The organism is Comamonas sp. Y33R10-2 (assembly GCF_019355935.1).
Classification (GTDB): Bacteria; Pseudomonadota; Gammaproteobacteria; order Burkholderiales; family Burkholderiaceae_C; genus Comamonas.
The window spans coordinates 2461619-2480781 of record NZ_CP079925.1; the positions used below are offsets into that span (position 1 = coordinate 2461619).

Below are 19163 nucleotides of genomic sequence, written 5' to 3' on the forward strand. Positions count from 1 at the left end.
AGGCGACATGCTGCAGTGCAACGTTGCATAATCATTGGCTTAGCTTAATTGAAAGACATCCGTGGAAAGCTCCCCTAGTTGGTAGCTTTCAGCTCCCGGTTTGAACTGCGGGGTTGAAAGCGCCCCATCCCTGCAGAACCTCAAAAACAACCGGGAGTGAGCTCATGCTCAACATCTTTACGCTAGCCCATGGTCGACTCGTTCAAGAAGAAATCGAGTCCTTGGCCGACCTCGAACGCTTTCGCCCAATCTGGGTCGATCTGGAATCACCCACCGTCGAAGAAAAGCGCTGGATCAAGCAGCACTACGGCTTGTCCATTCCCGAAGATGCGACCGATGACGACATCGAAGAGTCCGCACGCTTTTACGAAGAAGACAACGGCGACCTGCACATTCGCAGCGACTTCTTGCTCGATGACGATGAAGACCCCCGTAGCGTGCGCGTGGCCTACATCCTGAACCAGCACAACACCGAGCTGAAGTCCTATGGTGTGCTGTTTTCCATTCATGACGAAGACATTCCAGTCTTTCGCCTACTGCGCCTTCGCGCACGCCGCGCTCCCGGCCTGATCGAGAACGCCAAAGACGTGCTGCTCAAGTTGTTCGACGCGGATGCAGAATACAGCGCCGATACGCTCGAAGGCATTTACGACGACCTGAAAAAAGTCAGCGCCCAAGTGCTGGCCGGCGACATGACCGACGTGCGCGCGCAAGAAGTGCTGTCTGACATTGCCCACCAAGAAGATTTAAACGGCCGTATTCGCCGCAACATGCTGGACACGCGCCGCGCGGTGAGCTTCATGATGCGCTCCAAGATGCTCAACTCTGACCAGTTTGAGGACGCTCGCCAAATCCTGCGCGACATTGAATCGCTAGACAGCCACACCGCCTTTTTGTTCGACAAGATCAACTTCTTGATGGACGCCACGGTCGGTTTCTTGAACATTAACCAAAACAAGATCATCAAGCTGTTTTCGGTGGCTAGCGTGGCCCTGTTGCCACCTACCTTGGTCGCGAGCGTGTACGGCATGAACTTCAAATTTATGCCCGAGCTGGACTGGGCCTATGGCTACCCCTATGTGCTCGGCTTGATGGTTCTCAGCGCCGTCGTGCCTATGCTGTACTTTCGCAAGCGCGGCTGGTTGGCTTGAACAAGAAAGCACCCCCTGAGGCGCTACGCGGCTTCCCCCCCCTCTCTCGCTGCGCGGGAGGGAGACGACAGCATCGCTGCGGGGCGGCCCTTGCTTGCCGTCTCTGGCTTAGAGCCGCTAACAAAACCCTTGATACGTCGTTGCTTCGCCTTGTCGTACGCTTGTACTGCCTGCGGCTTCGCGCCTCGTCTCAATCGCAAATCTTCGATTTGCTGAGTTGTGTTAGCCGCTCTTAGCTCGTTTAACGGTTTAAAGGCGCTTGCACAGCTCTTCAATCACGGCCTGCGCATAGCGGCTGGCGATGCTTTGCACGAACAGTGGAAAGTCCACATGCGCCGCGTCATCGGCCTTGTCCGAGATGCTGCGCATGGCAGCGAATGGCAAGCCGTAATCTGCGCAGACTTGGGCAATGGCAGCGCCTTCCATCTCAACTGCCAAAGGCTGCAAACCAGCTCGCTGCAAGCCTTGGCACAGCTGCGCCACTTCCTCGCTGCCAGAGACGAAGCGGTCACCGCTGACGATCAAGCCCTCATGCACCTGCGGCGCACCCAAGCCTAGCTCTGCAGTCCATCTACCTGCCTGCTGCTGCACGCACGCCTGTACGGCCTGCAGCAAGGCGTTAGTCAGCGCTGTATCGCAGTCAAATACAACGCGGCCATAGCCGGGCACCTCAAAGCGGGGGAACAGCGGCGATGCATCCATATCGTGCTGCACATACTGACGGGCCACCACCACATGGCCCACATGTACGGCGTCGCCCAAGCCACCTGCTACGCCGGTAAAGACAATGGCTTTGGCGCCAAAGCGCTCGATCAATGCCGCAGCCGTGGTGGCTGCTGCCACTTTGCCAATGCCAGACAGCGCGCAGATCACCTCTTGGCCATGCAGCTTGCCGCGGCAGAAGTTGCGACCCGCGTGCCGGATTTGTTGCGCGTTTTCTAGCAGGTGAACGAGACCGTTCTGTTCTTCGGCAAGCGCGCTGAGTATGGCTATCGGCATGGGGAAACTCTTCTCGGGTTCAAATCAAGTCGCATATTGTCGCGACAGATGTGAACACTTATGCGAGCACTGATGCACCTCTGTTTGAGCGCATAAAAAAGGAGCGCATTGCGCTCCTGTGAACTTGCCTTGGAGGGTCAAGATGAAATCAATCAGGCATCGCGCAGTTCGCGGCGCAAGATTTTGCCTACGGGTGTCTTGGGCAGCTCAGTGCGGAAAATAATGTGACGCGGGCGCTTGTAGCCAGTCAGGTTCTCATGGCAATAATCGCGCACGGTCTGCTCAGTCAAATTCGGGTCTTTTTTGACGATGACCAGCTTCACCGCTTCACCGGTGTGCTCATCGGGCACGCCCACCACAGCGCACTCCAGCACGCCGGGGCAGTTGGAGACGACATCCTCCACCTCGTTGGGGTAGACATTAAAGCCACTGACGATGACCATGTCCTTTTTGCGGTCCACGATCTTCACAAAGCCACGCTCGTCCATGGTGCCGATGTCTCCGGTCAAAAAGTAGCCATCGGCCGTCATGCTCTTGGCAGTTTCATCAGGGCGCAGCCAGTAACCGGCCATGACTTGCGGGCCCAGCACTGCAACTTCACCGGGCTGACCCAGCTGCGTCACGTCTTGCCCATCCGCACCCACTAGCTTGACGTAAGTGCTTGGCAAGGGCACGCCAATCGAGCCCGAGTAGGTCGTCGCCGTTACTGGGTTGCAAGTGACTGATGGGCTGGTTTCCGAAAGTCCATAACCTTCGCAGATAGGGCAACCCGTCTTCTTCAACCACAGCTCGGCTACTGCGCTTTGCATGGCCATACCGCCGCCTACCGAGACCTTGAGATGACTCCAGTCCACCGTGCTGAAGTCAGGATGATTGGCCAGCCCGTTGAACAAGGTGTTCACAGCGGGAAAGCTATGAAAGCGGTGCTGCGACAGCTCTTTGAGCGTAGCTTTGAGGTCACGCGGGTTAGGGATGAGTACGGTTTTTCCGCCCGTGCGCATGCCCAGCATCATGTTCACCGTAAACGCGAAGATGTGATACAGCGGCAACGCGCAGATGCTGGTGGGCTGCTCACCTGCTGGCACCTTCTTCATTGCGGGTTGATTCCACGCCTCAGACTGCAGCACGTTGGCGATGATGTTTTTGTGCAGCAGCACCGCGCCCTTGCTCACGCCCGTGGTGCCGCCTGTGTACTGCAGCAGGGCAATATCATCGGCCTTGAGCACCGGCGCAGAAAAGCTCGCACTGCGCCCCTTGGCTAGCGCATCGTTAAAGCGCACAGCACCGGGCAAGCTAAAGGCGGGCACCAACTTTTTGACGGAGCGCACCACGTAGTTGACCAGCATGCCTTTGAGAAAGCTCAGCTCATCGCCCATGGCGCACAAAACAATGTGTTCAATGACGCTGCCATGCATGCCGTCTTGCAGCGTTTTGGCAAAATTTTCAATGATGACGATGGCTTTGGCACCCGAGTCTTTGAGCTGGTGCTCCAGCTCACGCGGGGTATAGAGCGGGTTGACGTTCACCACGACAAAACCGGCGCGCAGCACGGCGGCCACGGCGACCGGGTACTGGGGAATATTGGGCATCATCAGCGCCACGCGATCGCCGCGCTGAAGGCCCAAACTTTGCAGATAGGCGGCAAAGGCCTTGCTCTGCGCATCGACCTCGGCAAAGCTCAGCTCTTTGCCCATAAAGGAGTAAGCGACTTTGCTGGAGTGCTTGCTAAATGCCTCCTCCATCAAGGCAACCAGCGATGGGTATTGGGACGGATCAATGTCTGCAGGAACACCCTGCGGATATGCACTCAGCCAAGGACGGTCACTCATTCATCTGCCTCCGTGTCTTATCGTCTAATCAGACTATTTTGATAAAAAGCACGGTCGTTCGATAGCCTCGTAAGCCCTTAAGGGCTCGCACCCATGTCGTAGAAAAACAAAAAAGCCCGCAGAAGCAATCCTGCAGGCTTTCAATGTTTTTGGCCTCTAGTCCTTATGAATCAAGGACTATCAGCTATCAAATAAGGTTTTTACTTCACCAACTGAGCCAGATCACCAGCCGCGTACTTCTTGGCCATTTGCTCCAGGGTGTAGCCCTTGATCTTGGCGCCCTGACCTTCGCAACCGAACTCGATGTAGCGAGCCTTGCAGATTTGCTTGGCGGCTTCGCGGGCAGGCTTGAGCCATTCGCGGGCGTCAAACTTGTCGGGGTTTTCGAACAAGAACTTGCGCACAGCAGCCGTCATGGCCAAGCGGATGTCAGTGTCGATATTGACCTTGCGCACGCCGTACTTGATGGCTTCTTGGATTTCCGACACGGGCACGCCGTAAGTTTCCTTCATGCTGCCGCCGTACTGGTTGATGATGGCCAGCAGCTCTTGGGGCACGGAGGAAGATCCGTGCATTACCAAGTGTGTGTTGGGGATGCGGGCGTGGATTTCCTTGACGCGCTGAATGGACAGAATGTCGCCTGTAGGGGGGCGGCTGAACTTGTACGCACCGTGGCTGGTACCGATGGCGATGGCCAAAGCGTCCAGTTGGGTTTCGCGCACAAACACGGCTGCTTCTTCAGGGTCCGTCAGCATCTGGCTGTGGTCGAGCTTGCCGACAGCGCCCACGCCGTCTTCTTCACCGGCTTCGCCAGTTTCCAGATTGCCCAGGCAACCCAGCTCACCTTCGACCGTGGCGCCAATAGCGTGGGCCATGGCTACCACTTGCTTGGTCACGTCAACGTTGTATTCGAAGGACGAAGGAGTCTTGCCGTCACCCATCAAGGAGCCGTCCATCATCACCGAGCCAAAGCCCAGGTTCAGCGCGCCTTGGCAGATGTCAGGGGTGGTGCCGTGATCTTGGTGCATGACCAAGGGGATGTGGGGGTACATCTCAGCAGCGGCTTGAATCAGGTGCTTGATGAAGGGCTCACCGGCGTACTTGCGGGCACCAGCGCTGGCTTGCAAGATCACGGGCGCGCCGACTTCGTCAGCCGCCGACATCACGGCCTGGACTTGTTCCAGGTTGTTCACGTTGAAGGCGGGGATGCCATAGCCGTTTTCAGCAGCATGGTCCAACATTTCGCGCATCGAGATCAAAGACATGGTGGGTTCCGTTCAAATGTTTGAGAGGCAACGCCCCGGCGAGGGAGTGGCTGTAGCGCTCTGCACAACAGCCTGCGGCCTGAGAAAAGACCAGCGGCCACGCTTGGTAACCACTTGGTAACCCGGCATTTTAACCGGCAGACGGGATTTCCATCCGGTAGCAGGTTGTGAAGCCTTGAGGAGCATCTGTCTGCATAAACCGCCCACCATGGGCTTGCATGACACGGCTGACGATTTCATGGCCCAAGTGCAAGCTGTCTACAGGCGGCACATGGGCTAAAGCCACATCACGCCGCCCGTCATCGCAGACCTGTACCCATGCCAAACCCAAAAACTCATCACAGCCGACCTGCACCTCAATTTGCGTGCCCGTTGGCGTATGGCGCACGGCGTTTTCCACCAAATTACGCAAAGCGCTATCCAGCAGCAGCGGGTTGCCCCGCACCGTGACGCAAGCCGGCGCATCGACCGCCAACGAGTCTTCGCGCTGCCAAGCAATCTGGGCTTGCGCGGCGGCGACATTACGAGCTGTATCAGCCCAGTTCACGCTCTGCAAAGGCGCATCCAACATGCCGCGCCCGGCTCTGGCCAAGGTGAGTAGCTGGTCGAGCACATGACCGGCATGCAAGGCATCTTGCCCAATGCGCTGCAAAGCGGCTTGCATGGCGGCGTGATCCATCGATGTACCGGCCTGCGAGTCAGACTTAAGAGCCTGCGCCTGCAGCGCGATGGAGGCCAGCGGCGTGCGCAGCTCATGCGCCACTTCATTGGCCAGATTACGCTCGCGCTCCAGCGCCTCTTGCTGGCGATCTAGCAAGGTATTGATGGCGCTGACCATGGGCGAGAGTTCCTGCGGCACGTTGGCATCTGAGACGCGCTGAGCGCGGCTCAAATCCAGCGCCTGAACACGCTGCGTGACTTGGTTCAAGGGTCGCATACCCCGGCGCACGGCCACGCCTAGCGCAATCACGATGATGGGCAGCAGCCAAAAGCCCGGCTCAATCATCTGCACGGCGATATCGTCGGCCAGACTATCGCGCTCGGCCAGCGAAATCATGACTGTGACTTTGGCCTTTTTATCTTGGCTCCACTGGGTAAAGCTGCGCCAAGAATGCTGAGAGTCAGTGTCAATGGTGGCAAAGCCCTGCTCCAGATCAAACGCTGGCAACGGCGCTTTACCGGTACGCGAGATCAACACGCCCTTGTCGTTCCAGAGCACCACGCTCAGCGACTCTTGATAATCGTGAGCATGCAGGCCTGGCAGGGGCTGCACGGCGGTGGTCTCGCCCACGGGTACATCGCCCTGCACATGCCAATTCAACGTCAGCGATGCCACACTGGCCAAGTGCCCGTCTGTCAGCTCATCAGCCTCCGTCACCCCGGTCTGATAACCCCAAACCACAAAGCTGCCCCAAACCAGCGCCAGCGCCGCCAGCACCCAAGCCAGCAGCGTCAGCTGCAAAGAGCTGCGGCGTTTGCCGCCCTGCTCTGCGGTGCTCACTCTTGCTCCTGCGGCATGAAGTAGCCCACGCCGCGCATGGTCACAATGATTTTCTGGCCCAGTTTTTTGCGCAGGTGGTGGACATAAACCTCAACCGCATTGCTCTCTACTTGATCGCCCCAGCTGTAGAGGTGCTCCTCAATTTGTGGACGCGAAAGCACGCGACCTCGCGCTAAAAGCAAGGCCCAGAGTACGGCAAATTCACGCGGTGAAATCTCTACCTTCTGCCCGGCTTTTCGGATGATGTGTGCCGCCGGGTCAACCTCCAAATCGGCATAACGAATCACGGGCGACGCCTGCCCCGCAGCGCGTCGCATCATGGCGCGCAAACGCGCTTCAAGCTCATCCATGTCAAAGGGTTTGACAAGATAGTCATCGGCTCCCAAATTGAGCCCCGCTACCCGGTCTTGCACCTGATCGCGCGCGGTCAAAATCAGCACCGGCGTAGAGGGATCTGGTAGTGGCTTCAATTGCGACAATGGCGACAAGCCGGGCCGTGCAATCTGCGCGCGCAGGCGGCGCACCACCTCACTGCCATCACCATCGGGCAGGCCCAAGTCCAGCAGCACGGCATCAAAACGCTCTGCCGTCAGCGCCCCCCACGCCTGTGCCACCGTTGCACACACATCCACCGCATAGCCGCGCTGCATCAAATTGCTGCGCAAGCCTGCGGCAATGCCTTCATTGTCTTCAACCACCAAAATTCGCATCTGCGTATTGTGGCGGGGCTGGCGCATATCTGCCAGATTTTCAGACGCCCCAAGAACTACAAATAACTCCCACGCTCTCAGTGCTCAAAAATGGGGAATCGCCTTTGGGACATTTCGCCTTACCATCCTTGCACTTGTTATTGCCACAGCCCGCTGCAGCGCTTTTATGTTCTTCTTCGATCTTTTTCTGTTCGCACTCATTAACGCTGACGCTCAGACACCCTTGTTCAGCATCCAGCTCGCCCGCGTGCTCTCAGCCTGGACACCGAATATCAGCGCCGCCCTCGTGCTCCTTGCCCTGCTGTTTGGATCGCCAGCCGTGCGCCGCACCATGCTGATGCTGCTGCTGTCCATGGCAACGGCTTGGGCGATCACAAGACTGATTCGCTGGGGCTTTCCTGCGCCACGCCCGTTTCAACTCGAGATGGGCACGCTATGGGTTCAGCATGGCGGGCGCGCTAGCTTTCCAAGCCAGCACGCCAGCGGTGCATTTGCTTTGGCCATGGCGCTGGCCTTGGGCGTTACGCGCCACCGCAAAGCACTGGTGGTACTGGGTTTTGCAGCAGCCATTGGTATCTGCTGGAGCCGTGTCCACCTTGGCGTGCACTTCCCCTCGGATGTCATTGCAGGGGCCTTGGTCGGCAGCATTGGCGCTGTGATCGTCTGGAATGCGACCTTCTGGCTGCGCCGCAGGCGCTATCTGCGTGCAGTGCCGCACATTAAAAAATTGCGCCTTCGCCTGCGAACTCAATAAAGCCTATGCAGCTGGTCTTAAGGATGGGTTAAGCAGCGGTTTTTATCGTCAGGGCATGCATATGCCCTCAGCCTCACACCTTCGCCAAACACCTCAAGCGGCATCCACCACACAGCTGCTGAGCTGGACTCTCATCGCCTTAGCCTGCGTCATTATTTGGGACATAAGCGGGCTAGATTTGGCCATGGCACGCTGGTTTGGCACTAGTCACGGCTTTGCGCTGCAAAACGACTGGTTTATGGTCAATATCGCCCATGAAGGCGCGCGCAAGCTGGCATGGGCCATTGTGCTGGGGCTCAGTCTGATGATTTGGTGGCCACGGGGAATCCTTAGGCAACTGCCTTATCCGCGTCGCATACAGCTGGTAATAGCTTCTTTGGTGTCTCTGGCCATCATGGCCGTTATGAAGCGCATCAGCGCAACGAGTTGCCCTTGGGACTTGAGTGAATTTGGAGGCCTAGGCCACTATGTTTCGCACTGGGCATGGGGGATCACTGATGGCGGTGGCGGACACTGCTTTCCTGCCGGTCATGCCTCCGCAGGTTTTGCCTTTATCAGCGGCTACTTTGCCCTACGCCACAACCTGCCGCGAGTTGCGCGCCTATGGCTTGGCGCTTCTGTGGTGGCAGGTTTTGCGCTGGGCCTAGCCCAGCAAATGCGCGGCGCCCACTTCATGAGCCATACGTTGTGGACTGCATGGCTGTGCTGGACAAGCTGCTGGGTCTGCGATCTGGCAGTGACGCGTTACCTCGCACGCCAGACGCGCAACGCAGGCGCTGCACCCCACGCCGCCTACCCTGCCGACTGAAGAATCAGACGCTATCAAAACAAAAGCTGCCAGTGCTTTATTCATAAGCACTGGCAGCTTTTTTTACTTAAAAATCGCGCTATCCACGCGAGTGACGCCGAGCAAGAGCCGCCTCGCGGCGATGGCGTCGTCCCCCTCCCGAAGAGAGAGGGGGAAGGCGCAAAGCGCCTCAGGGGGTGACTTCAGTTACTCCACTCTGCAAATCTTGAGCATGTTCGTGCCACCAGGCTGACCCATAGGCTCGCCGCAGGTGATGGCGTATACGTCGCCCGACTGCACGATGTTGCGCATCAGCAGGTGAGTCTTGGCTTGATCTAGCGCCGTGTCGCGGTCTGCGCTGGTGTCCATCAGCAAAGGGCGCACATTGCGGTACAGCGCCATCTTGCGTTGAGTTGCCAGACGTGGTGTCAAGGCATAGATAGGAATGTGAATACGGTGGCGGCTCATCCACAAAGCAGTGGAGCCCGAATCCGTCATGGCGACAAGCGCCTTCGCACCCAGATGATGGGCAGTGAACAGTGCGCCAATGGCGATGGCTTGATCGGTGCGCTTAAAGTGCACGTTGCCGAAATCTGCATCCTTGATTGGATCTTCCGCCGCTTCAGCAGCCGCGCAGATAGCGGCCATTTCCTTGATGGTTTCCAGCGGGTACTTACCGGCCGCAGTTTCAGCGCTCAGCATCACGGCATCGGTGCCGTCCAGCACGGCGTTGGCCACATCGCTCACTTCAGCGCGCGTCGGCACGGGGTTAGTGATCATGGACTCCATCATCTGGGTCGCAGTGATCGCCACCTTGTCCATCTCGCGGGCCATCTTGATCATCTTTTTTTGCAAAGCAGGCACAGCAGCGTTGCCCACTTCCACTGCCAAGTCGCCACGGGCGACCATGATGCCGTCGGAGACGCGCAGGATTTCTTCCAGACGCGGAATGGCTTCAGCACGTTCGATCTTGGCAATCAAACCGGGCTTGTGGCTATATTGAGCAGCTGCCACGTTGCACAGCTGGCGCGCCATTTCCATGTCAGTCGCATTCTTGGGGAAGCTCACCGCCACATAGTCGGCTTGGAAGGACATGGCTGTCTTAATGTCTTCCATGTCCTTGGCCGTGAGCGCAGGAGCGGTCAAGCCGCCGCCTTGCTTGTTAATGCCCTTGTTGTTGGACAGCTCACCGCCGAGCTTAACGATGGTGTGCACGGCATCGCCACGCACCGCTTCCACGGTCATCACGATCAGGCCGTCGTTCAGCAACAGCACATCGCCAGCCTTCACATCACGCGGCAGCTCTTTGTAGTCGAGGCCCACACCGCCGATGTCGCCCAGTTCGGTGCGCGATGCATCCAGTACAAAACGCATGCCGGGCTCCAGCATGACCTTGCCTTCGGCGAACTTGCCGACGCGAATTTTGGGGCCTTGCAAGTCGGCCATGATGGCCACTTCACGGCCAGCGCGAGCAGCAGCTTCGCGCACCATGATGGCGCGATCAATATGATCTTGCGCCTTGCCGTGGCTGAAATTCAGGCGCACCACGTTCACGCCTTCGCGCACCATTTGTTCAAGCAGTTGCGGATCGCTGGAGGCGGGGCCTAAAGTGGCGACGATCTTGGTGGCACGGCTTAATTGCATGGAATTTTCTCTCGCGATGGGATGTAATCGGGTTTCAATTCTTGCATGAATGCGGTTACAGGAATGCGTCACATCGCCTCTGTAACACCTAATTTACCGATAGTCTTTTCCAAATCAAGAATCGCGCTACCCGCACTAAACGAGCCCATGAGAAAGTAAATAAGTCACCACATGGGCCAGCATGGCTGACTCCAAGCCATAGCGCCAAAACAAAATGCCTGAGAGCAGCCCGTAAACCACTTCGCAGGCCAGCAACTGCAGCAATGCCGTGGCTGTCATGGCTGCGACCGCAGTCCATCCCAAATACACCAAGATGCCGCCCGACAGCACAGCTGCTATGAAGATGGCCAACCAGCCTAGCTGCCAGCTTGGCCGCTGCTCAGGGCTGCCCAGCGCCCTCCACAGCAGCCACATCACCAGTGACAGCAATCCAAAGCGCAACAACAACTCTTCAGTAAAGCCGCCGTACAAGATTTTTGGCAGCAGCGGCAGGTCATAAACAGGGGCCACAAAAGCCATGCTCTCTGGCCAGACCATGGTTAGCGTCACCATCCACGCCGCCCCTGCTACCCCTCCAGCCAAGCCCGGCAAGCTCAGCACACGCATGCCGCGCCAAGGTGTGCGGCCTTGCACGGCAGCGTGAACCAAAGGCGAGCTCAACCCCACCTGCGAGCCCAGTTTCAGGCCAATACCAATAGCCAGCGCCAGCAAAACGCCCAGTCCTAATACCACCATCCAAGCCGCGCTCTGCACTGACGTATCTGGCGCAAAAACAGGCCACCAAAGCGCAGGCTTGCTCCAAGCCAAAGCCACGGCGCCGGGCATACCCAGCAACCACAAAACCAAGCTCATGCGCACAACCGGCAAAGGCTGATTTTCAGCTAAGTGAACGAATCGGTGGGATGTCAAAGGCATGGCGAGTCAGAGCACTAAGTCGTCAATTCAGCCACGCATCAAAGCTTCAATTTCATCAGCCTTGACCGGTACGCCACGCGTGATGAGCTCGCAGCCGGTTTCGGTCACGATGGCATCGTCTTCAATGCGAATGCCGATGTTGTGGAACTGCTCAGGCACGCCAGCGCTGGGGCGCACATAGATGCCTGGCTCAATGGTGGTGACCATGCCGGCTCGCAAGATGCGACTTGGGCGGTTGACAATGGTTTCACCTGAAATCGGATCTTTGCGCTCGCTTACGACGTCCAACTCCGTGGGCTCCACGTAGCTGCCGCAGTCATGCACATCCATGCCCAGCCAGTGACCGGTGCGGTGCATATAAAACTGGAAGTAGGCACGCGAATCAATCACGTCTTGCGCCGTGCCGTATTTGCGCTTGTCCAGCAAACCCAAGTCCAACATGCCTTGCGCCAGTACGGCCACGGTTGCGTCGTGCGGGTCGTTAAAACGATTGCCCGCCTTGGTTACCGCCACCGCCGCCTCTTGGCTGGCCAGCACTAAGTCATACAAAGCGCGCTGTGGGCCGGTGAACTTACCATCAGCCGGGAAAGTGCGTGTAATGTCGCTGGCGTAACCGTCTAGCTCACAGCCTGCATCAATCAGCACCAGCTCACCGGGGCGCACGGGAGCTTTGTCAGCTTGATAGTGCAGCACGCAGGCGTTGGCACCGGCGGCGACGATGGAGCCGTAGGCCACGTATTGCGAGCCATGCTGGCGAAATTCGTGCAGCAATTCAGCGTCTAGGTGGTATTCACGCACCTCCTCGCCATTGCGAATCATGCGAGCCGAGCGCTGCATGGCACGGATATGGGCGCGGGCGCTAATCTCGCTGGCGCGGCGCATGATGTCCTGCTCGTGCGCATCTTTAACCAGACGCATCTCATCGAGCAGCGCGCAGGCATCGCCTTGCTGGGTGGGGCAGAGTACGCCAAAACGCGAGCGGCCACGCACCTGAGCCAGCCAGCCTTCGACCTGCTCAGCCAAACCGCTGTGAGTGGCGAAGGGAAACCAGACACGCTCGCGGTTTTCTAGCAGCTTTGGCAGGCGAGCATTGATTTCATCGCTGGAGTAGGCCTTGTCCATGCCCAGCTGACTCACCGCCGCATCGGGGCCTAGGCGAATGCCTGTCCAGACCTCGCGATCAATGTCCTTGGGCTGGCAAAACAGCGCACTTTTGCCGTCGCTGGTCAGCACCAAGCAGGCATTGGGCTCGCTAAAGCCTGTGAGGTAGTAAAAGTAGCTGTCGTGGCGATACAGATACTCGGTGTCGCGGTTACGGTGCAGCTCTGGAGCCGTGGGAATGATGGCGACACCGCCAGCGCCCAACTGGGCGGCCAAGCGTGCGCGGCGTTGAGCATAAACAGAAGTCATGGGCATATCGTACCGCTGTACATCAGCTTACGGGCAGCAAGGAGAGCATTTCACACCTCATCTCACTCGTTGCCAAGCGGCGGCAGAGCATCAAAGCGTCTGGGTCATGACAAGAGCTGTTCGCTTTTGAAATAAAAGTCGTGAGCAGCTTCTCTATATTTGCTCAAGCTGGGCCCTCGCCCAGCACTGTTTTCACGCCGCTGCCGCGCCTTTGACTGCTAACGCATCCGAAGTGCTACATCAGCTTAGGAGCTCTCTGGCATGTCTTTTGAAACTGATCGCCCTGCATGGCGCAGCGCCGCCTCTGTCTTTGTTCTGTACCTGCTAGTGGGCTATGGCTCTACTTTGCTGGCGCACGGTCAAACTCAGTCCGTCCCAGTATGGCTGGGTGCGGCCGTGCTATTTGCCTTTTTCATTCGCAACCATGGTCAAGCTTGGCTATTTGCAGCGGGCTGGCTGGCCAGCGCCATTTGGGGCGGTCTTGCGCATGACCTGGGACCGCTCGCGGCCATCGTCTTTGGCCTGATTGAAACGGCCTGCGCTTGGCTTGGAGCCAAGACTTTCAGCTATCGTTTAAAGAGTGGTCTCCTATCACTTTCCACCACATCGCGGCTGATGGGAGGTGCTGTGCTGACGGCTGTTTTGGGCGCCGCACTGGCTGCACAGTTCTGGGTCAGCCTCAATAGCAGCACCAGTTGGTGGCTGGAGTGGCGCACTTGGGCCTCATCTACCTTGCTGGGAATTTTGCTGCTGCTGCCCGTGGTTCTGGCTTATCAAGGCTTTCAACCGCGCCGCTCGGGGGGCATGACACGCAAGCAGTTTTTGGCAGGTCTGATTGCCTTTGCCATCTTTATCGCTTTGGCTCTGAGCGTATTTTCGGCAGGCGTTCAAAACTGGGGCACCTCCGCCGCCACACTGGCCTATCTGCCCATGCCATTTTTGTTGGCCGCTTCCATGCTCTGGGGGCCACGTGGTGGCTCGCTTGCCATGCTGGTTGGCGGTCTGCTCATCGTTGCCCGCAGCGCCACAGGGGTCGGTCCATTTGCGGTGCAAGACGCCTTTGCGGGCGAGGCCGTGATTGAAGCCCAAGCCTTTGTCGCCATCTGGGCCATCTTGCTGCTCTTTGGCCGAGGCCTTGAAAATGAGCGCCGCAGCGCGCTGCAAACCACCCATGAGTGGCGGCTGCGCTATGAACGCACTTTGCAAGCCTCAGGCGTTATCAGCGCCGAATTCGACCCCCTGTCTGGTGCCGCCACCTGGAGTCCGGGCGCTGACCAGATATTGGGAGGCCATCTGGCGCAGCTGCAAAACATTGACGATTGGCTTCGCCATGTAGATGCAGCAAACCAGCCACTTGCAAAAGCCGCTTGGGAGTGCGCCCGCAATGGTCACCCAGTTGCGCGCTATAGCTATGACGTGCAGTTGGGCGGCAGCAACTATGCAGCAGAAGTATCGCTGGCTCCGGTACTCGGACCAGACGGCGCAGTGGAGCAAATCGCAGCGCTAGTGCGCGTGCTCAAGCCCCAACCTGCTCAGGCTTGACCATGGCAGAACCCGCAGTCTTTCTCATTCACGGCTTGGGCGGTACGCAGTACGACCTGGGCTCTATGCACAAACGGCTCAAAAACGCCGGTTTTGTGACCCATTCTCTGACCCTGCCCGGCCACGGCACCACACCTGAAGACCTGGTCGGCATTACCGCCGAAGACTGGTTAGAAGCCGTGCGCGTGAAATACCGCGAAGTCATGGCGCTGCACGAAGAAGTGCATGTCATGGGCATGTGCATGGGCTCACTGCTGGCCATTGAAATCGTCAAGCGCGAAGGCCATACCCGGGGCAAATTGATTGCTCTGGCTCCCCCTATTTACCTCGACGGCTGGGCCACGGCCTGGTATGCGTTTGCGCGCCATGCGCTCTACTATGTGCCCGGCGTGGCCGCGAGCATGAAGATCGTGGAAGAAGACCCCTTCGGCATCAAAAACGAGCAGCTGCGCGCCATCGTCAAAGCCAAGTTTGCACGGGGTGAGAACTTTCACTACGGGTGGGTGCCACTGGCCTGCGTGAAGCAGGTAGACAGGCTGCGCGGCTTTGTGATGAAGGACCTGCACAAAATTGAAGCGCAAACGCTTGTCATCCACGCCCGCGAAGATGAGCTGACCAGCCTGCGCTCTGCCGACTATTTGATCGAAAAAATCAACGGCAAAAAACGCGCAGGCAAGGCCCGTGTGGTGGTGCTGGAAGACAGCTATCACATGATCTGCGTGGACAACGACAAGGAAATCGTTGCCAAGAATGTGCTGGAGTTCATCGGTGCCAGCGCCGCAGGCTCGCTGGGCATCCCCACGGCCGATGCCGGCATGACGCCCGAGCAGATGCAGGCGCTTTCTGCCCAGGCCTGCCAAGATCTGGAAGGCGGCGATTTTGCGTCCCTGTATGCGCGCGGCATCCCAGACTTCGCCTGGTTCCAGCCGGGGCACAACCGCAGCACCGGTTGCCATGTCGGCGGCAAGGGCTTGGCGCGCCTGCAGCAATGGGCAACCCCTGGTGCGGCTGGCGCTACGGGTGCGGCGGTGCAATTCACCGCCTTTGGCAACGCCAGCTTCAATAGCGGCATGGTGGTCACGCCAGCCGTTCTGCGCCACGGCGCGTTCCAATCGCCGGGCTTGCTGGCCCTGTCCATGCGCAAGGGCAAGTTGCTGGAAGCACGCTGGTTCCCCGACGAGGTGGAGGCCGAAGACCAGCACTTTGGCGGTGAGCCGGTCAGCGATGGCCCCTCCCCCGCCGAGAAAGCCTTCGAGCAAGCCTCGGTCACCTCCAAAACGCTACAGGAAGCGCCTGACAACGAGGCCCTTCTGGCCCTTTACTCTCTGTACAAGCAGGGCAGCATTGGCGACTGCAGCGGCGCCCGCCCCGGCGTGCTGGATGTGGTGGGCCGCGCCAAGTTTGATGCGTGGATGGCCCGCCAAGGCACGCCGCGAGATGCCGCGATGGCGGACTATGTGGCGCTGGTCACTCAACTCAAAGCGGCAGACGCGGAAGCGGAAAAAGTCGCGGCTTAAAAATCGACACCACCCAACCTTGTTTGGCCTTATTCAGCCTTGTTCAGTCCTGGTTGAGCTGCGCGAGTCGTTCGGGCGTGCCCACATCGACCCAGCGCCCCGTGTACAAGGATGCACCCACGCGGGCTTCGCGCATGGCCGCACGCAGCAAGGGGGCTAACGGCGCGCGCAGACCTTCGGGGTTGCCAGCGGGAATGTCAAACCACGGCTGGGCAAACAGCTCGGCCTTCAGTAGCGCGATGGTGCTGTAGGTGTAGCGCGGGCTGGCGTCATCTGCGGGCAAGTCGAGTGCCTTGCCGTCTTCACTCAAACCAAAGTCACCGCGCAGGTTGTGCGTGGGGTTGGGCACCAGCCACAGGTGTGCCAGTTCGTTGCTTTGTGCAAAAGCCTGCGCGGCATTGGCAGCAAAGGTGAAGTCTGGTGCATACACATCGCCTGCAGCCAGCCAGAAAACGTCGCCTAGCTGAGGCAGTGCTCGGCTGATGCCACCTGCGGTTTCATAGGCTTTTTCGGGCTCTGCAGAGTATGAAAGCGATAGCTTCTCATGCTTATCTTGCGCTGACTTCATGGCAAATTCATTGCCAAAGTGCGCGGGGATTTGCGCTCCCAGCCAACCCGTATTAATCACAGCTCGCGGCACGCCTGCAGCTACCAGCGACTGCATGTGGTGCTGTAGCAGCGGCACGCCCTGCACTTTGAGCAAGGGCTTTGGAGTGACATCGGTCAGCGGCCGCATGCGCTCGCCACGGCCGGCGGCTAAGAGCATTACTGGGGGTTGTACAAAGGGCGAGGCGATGGTTTGGACGGTGGCTTGGGCAGTCATTTGAGCAGGCATGCGCATCAATTTTCAGGCGGTCTTTGGAACAGGGCTGCTGCCCTTTTTCTGCCTAACACTGTAGAGCATTGACCCGTACACCGCCTGCGAAAACTCGGCCTCCCTTAAAATGGCGGGCTTAGCAGAATTAAACCCTCCTTTTGGAGCGCCCAGATGGCCAACACTCAACAAATGGCGAATGCGATCCGCGCACTCGCAATGGATGCCGTTCAACAAGCCAACTCCGGCCACCCCGGCGCCCCTATGGGCATGGCCGATATGGCCGTTGCGCTGTGGAGCCGCCACTTGCAGCACAACCCCGTGAACCCTCACTGGGCTAACCGCGACCGCTTCATCCTGTCCAACGGTCACGGCTCCATGCTGATCTACGGTCTGCTGCACCTGAGCGGCTACGACCTGTCGATCGACGAGCTCAAGAACTTCCGCAAGCTGCACAGCAAGACCGCTGGTCACCCCGAAGTGGGCGTGACTCCCGGCGTGGAAACCACCACGGGCCCTCTGGGTCAGGGCATCACCAATGCCGTGGGCTTTGCACTGGCTGAAAAGCTGCTGGCTGCCGAGTTCAACCAGCCCAAGCACGAGATCGTGGATCACCACACCTTTGTGTTCATGGGCGACGGCTGCCTGATGGAAGGCATCTCGCACGAAGCGGCTGCTCTGGCAGGCGCCTGGAAGCTCAACAAGCTGATCGCCCTGTGGGACGACAACGGTATCTCCATCGACGGCAAGGTCACTCCTTGGTTCGGCGACAACACACCTGCCCGTTTTGAAGCCTATGGCTGGAACGTGATCCGTGATGTCGACGGTCACAACGTGGACGCTGTGGACGCCGCTATTGCTGCTGCCAAGAAGAGCGCAGACAAGCCTACGCTGATCTGCTGCAAGACTTCGATCGGCAAGGGCTCGCCCAACCGTCAAGACACCTCCAAGGCCCACGGCGAGCCTCTGGGTGCTGAAGAAATCGCTCTGACCCGCGCTGCACTGGGCTGGACTGCTGCACCCTTCGAAATTCCTGCTGAGGTGTACTCGGACTGGAACGCCAAGGACCAAGGCGCCAAGGTTGAAGCTGCATGGGACAAGAAGTTCGCCGCTTACGCCGCAGCCTTCCCTGAGCAAGCTGCCAACTTCACACGCCGCATGGCCGGCAACCTGCCCGAAAACTTCGGTGAAATCGCAGCCAAGATTGCCTCTGACGCGCATGACGCCGGCGCCACTGTGGCCAGCCGCAAGGCCAGCCAGCTGGCTCTGGAAGGCCTGACAGCTGCTCTGCCAGAACTGCTGGGCGGTTCTGCCGACCTGACAGGCTCGAACCTCACCAACACCAAGTCGACTCCCGCTTTCCGCGTGGACGACAAGGGTGCTGTGGTCAAGACTGAAGACGGCAAAATCGGCCGCCACATCAACTACGGTGTGCGCGAGTTCGGTATGGCTGCCATCATGAACGGCGTGGCGCTGCACGGCGGCTACATCCCTTACGGCGGCACCTTCCTGACCTTTGCCGATTACAGCCGCAACGCTATCCGCATGGCTGCGCTGATGAAGCAACGCATCATCCACGTGTTCACCCATGACTCCATCGGTCTGGGCGAAGACGGCCCTACCCACCAGTCCATCGAGCACGCAGCCAGCCTGCGCCTGATCCCTGGTCTGGACGTGTGGCGCCCCGCTGACACCACCGAAACTGCCGTGGCTTGGACTGTGGCCCTGAGCCAGAAGAACAAGCCCACAGCCCTGCTGCTGAGCCGCCAAAACCTGGCCTACGCACCCAAGAGCGAAGACGCACTGGACAACATCGCTTGCGGTGCCTACGTGCTGTCTGAGCCCAAGGACATTGGCTTTAAGAAGAAGGCCCAGGCCGTCATCATCGCCACCGGCTCTGAAGTGCAACTGGCTTTGGCCGCGCAAAAGCTGCTGGCCGAACGCAAGATCGCCGTGCGCGTGGTCTCCATGCCAAGCACGACAACGTTCGACAAGCAAGACGTGAAGTACAAGAAGTCTGTGCTGCCCGCCGGCCTGCCCCGCATCGCCGTCGAAATGGGCGTGACCGACTTCTGGTGGAAGTACGGCTGCGCTGCGGTGGTCGGTATCGACACCTACGGCGAATCCGCTCCTGCACCCGTGCTGTTCGAGCACTTCGGCTTCACACCTAAGAACGTGGCTGATACCGTGCAGGTCGCTCTGCAAAACGCTGCCAAGTAAGCAAAAAGAGGCCTCGTGCCTCTTTTTTCTGGCTGAAGTGGGCAGTTTTGTTCGCCTCAGCCATCTGGACGAGGCTGCAGGCCCGCCAGTGCGGGCACAATCCGC

Annotated in this window: 15 protein-coding genes; 6 read left to right on the plus strand and 9 right to left on the minus strand. The window is 58.7% G+C overall.

Features of this window, described 5'->3' with window-relative positions; genetic code table 11:
• The first annotated feature begins 164 nt into the window (after window positions 1-164).
• Window positions 165-1151 (plus strand): magnesium/cobalt transporter CorA, encoded by a 987-nt coding sequence (gene corA, locus KUF54_RS10970; protein ID WP_219342866.1) that lies wholly within the window; start codon window positions 165-167, stop codon window positions 1149-1151.
• Between the two features lie 249 nt (window positions 1152-1400).
• On the opposite strand, the gene KUF54_RS10975 is transcribed toward corA, so the two are convergent.
• The 5 genes from KUF54_RS10975 to KUF54_RS10995 form a co-directional block, all read right to left on the minus strand.
• Window positions 1401-2150 carry a 5'-methylthioadenosine/adenosylhomocysteine nucleosidase gene (locus KUF54_RS10975; RefSeq protein WP_219342867.1) on the minus strand — a complete coding sequence of 250 codons (750 nt, stop codon included), beginning with the start codon at window positions 2148-2150 and terminating at the stop codon, window positions 1401-1403.
• 152 nt (window positions 2151-2302) lie between these two features.
• A complete protein-coding gene (locus KUF54_RS10980) occupies window positions 2303-3979 on the minus strand; it encodes a long-chain-fatty-acid--CoA ligase (RefSeq protein WP_219342868.1) in 1677 nt (558 codons plus the stop codon).
• Window positions 3980-4179: 200 nt separating this feature from the next.
• Window positions 4180-5244: a class II fructose-bisphosphate aldolase gene (gene fba / locus KUF54_RS10985; RefSeq protein ID WP_219342869.1), complete on the minus strand. Its 1065-nt coding sequence runs from the start codon at window positions 5242-5244 to the stop codon at window positions 4180-4182.
• 130 nt (window positions 5245-5374) lie between these two features.
• On the minus strand, window positions 5375-6745 hold the full coding sequence (locus KUF54_RS10990) for a histidine kinase dimerization/phospho-acceptor domain-containing protein (RefSeq protein ID WP_219342870.1): 1371 nt from the start codon (window positions 6743-6745) through the stop codon (window positions 5375-5377).
• Window positions 6742-7455, minus strand: a complete 714-nt coding sequence (locus tag KUF54_RS10995) for a response regulator transcription factor (RefSeq protein WP_219346368.1) — start codon at window positions 7453-7455, stop codon at window positions 6742-6744. Before KUF54_RS10995 ends, KUF54_RS10990 begins: the two co-directional genes overlap by 4 nt.
• Before the next feature lie 166 nt (window positions 7456-7621).
• On the opposite strand from KUF54_RS10995, the gene KUF54_RS11000 reads away from it, so the two are divergent.
• Window positions 7622-8209, plus strand: a complete 588-nt coding sequence (locus KUF54_RS11000) for a phosphatase PAP2 family protein (protein WP_219342871.1) — start codon at window positions 7622-7624, stop codon at window positions 8207-8209.
• A gap of 55 nt (window positions 8210-8264) precedes the next feature.
• Window positions 8265-9017, plus strand: coding sequence for a phosphatase PAP2 family protein (locus KUF54_RS11005; RefSeq protein ID WP_219342872.1), 753 nt, complete (start codon window positions 8265-8267; stop codon window positions 9015-9017).
• Between the two features lie 186 nt (window positions 9018-9203).
• Here the strand turns inward: KUF54_RS11005 and pyk are convergent, their stop codons facing one another.
• The 3 genes from pyk to KUF54_RS11020 all read right to left on the minus strand — a co-directional run bounded on the left by pyk (window position 9204) and on the right by KUF54_RS11020 (window position 12965).
• Window positions 9204-10640, minus strand: a complete 1437-nt coding sequence (gene pyk / locus KUF54_RS11010; RefSeq protein WP_219342873.1) for a pyruvate kinase — start codon at window positions 10638-10640, stop codon at window positions 9204-9206.
• A 135-nt stretch (window positions 10641-10775) separates the two neighbouring features.
• Window positions 10776-11492 (minus strand): abortive infection protein, encoded by a 717-nt coding sequence (locus tag KUF54_RS11015; RefSeq protein ID WP_255576041.1) that lies wholly within the window; start codon window positions 11490-11492, stop codon window positions 10776-10778.
• Between the two features lie 90 nt (window positions 11493-11582).
• Window positions 11583-12965 (minus strand): aminopeptidase P N-terminal domain-containing protein, encoded by a 1383-nt coding sequence (locus KUF54_RS11020; protein ID WP_219342875.1) that lies wholly within the window; start codon window positions 12963-12965, stop codon window positions 11583-11585.
• 261 nt (window positions 12966-13226) lie between these two features.
• On the opposite strand from KUF54_RS11020, the gene KUF54_RS11025 reads away from it, so the two are divergent.
• Entirely contained in the window at window positions 13227-14507 is a 1281-nt protein-coding gene (locus KUF54_RS11025; RefSeq protein WP_219342876.1) for an MASE1 domain-containing protein, read from the plus strand.
• A 2-nt stretch (window positions 14508-14509) separates the two neighbouring features.
• A complete protein-coding gene (locus tag KUF54_RS11030) occupies window positions 14510-16024 on the plus strand; it encodes an acyl-CoA-binding protein (protein WP_219342877.1) in 1515 nt (504 codons plus the stop codon).
• Between the two features lie 43 nt (window positions 16025-16067).
• Here KUF54_RS11030 and KUF54_RS11035 read toward each other — a convergent pair whose 3' ends face one another.
• Complete coding sequence (locus KUF54_RS11035) at window positions 16068-16859, minus strand: nucleotidyltransferase family protein (RefSeq protein WP_255576042.1); 792 nt, start codon at window positions 16857-16859, stop codon at window positions 16068-16070.
• A 153-nt stretch (window positions 16860-17012) separates the two neighbouring features.
• Between KUF54_RS11035 and tkt the strand changes: the two genes are divergently transcribed.
• Window positions 17013-19058 carry a transketolase gene (tkt, locus tag KUF54_RS11040; RefSeq protein ID WP_219342878.1) on the plus strand — a complete coding sequence of 682 codons (2046 nt, stop codon included), beginning with the start codon at window positions 17013-17015 and terminating at the stop codon, window positions 19056-19058.
• Window positions 19059-19163 lie beyond the last annotated feature (105 nt).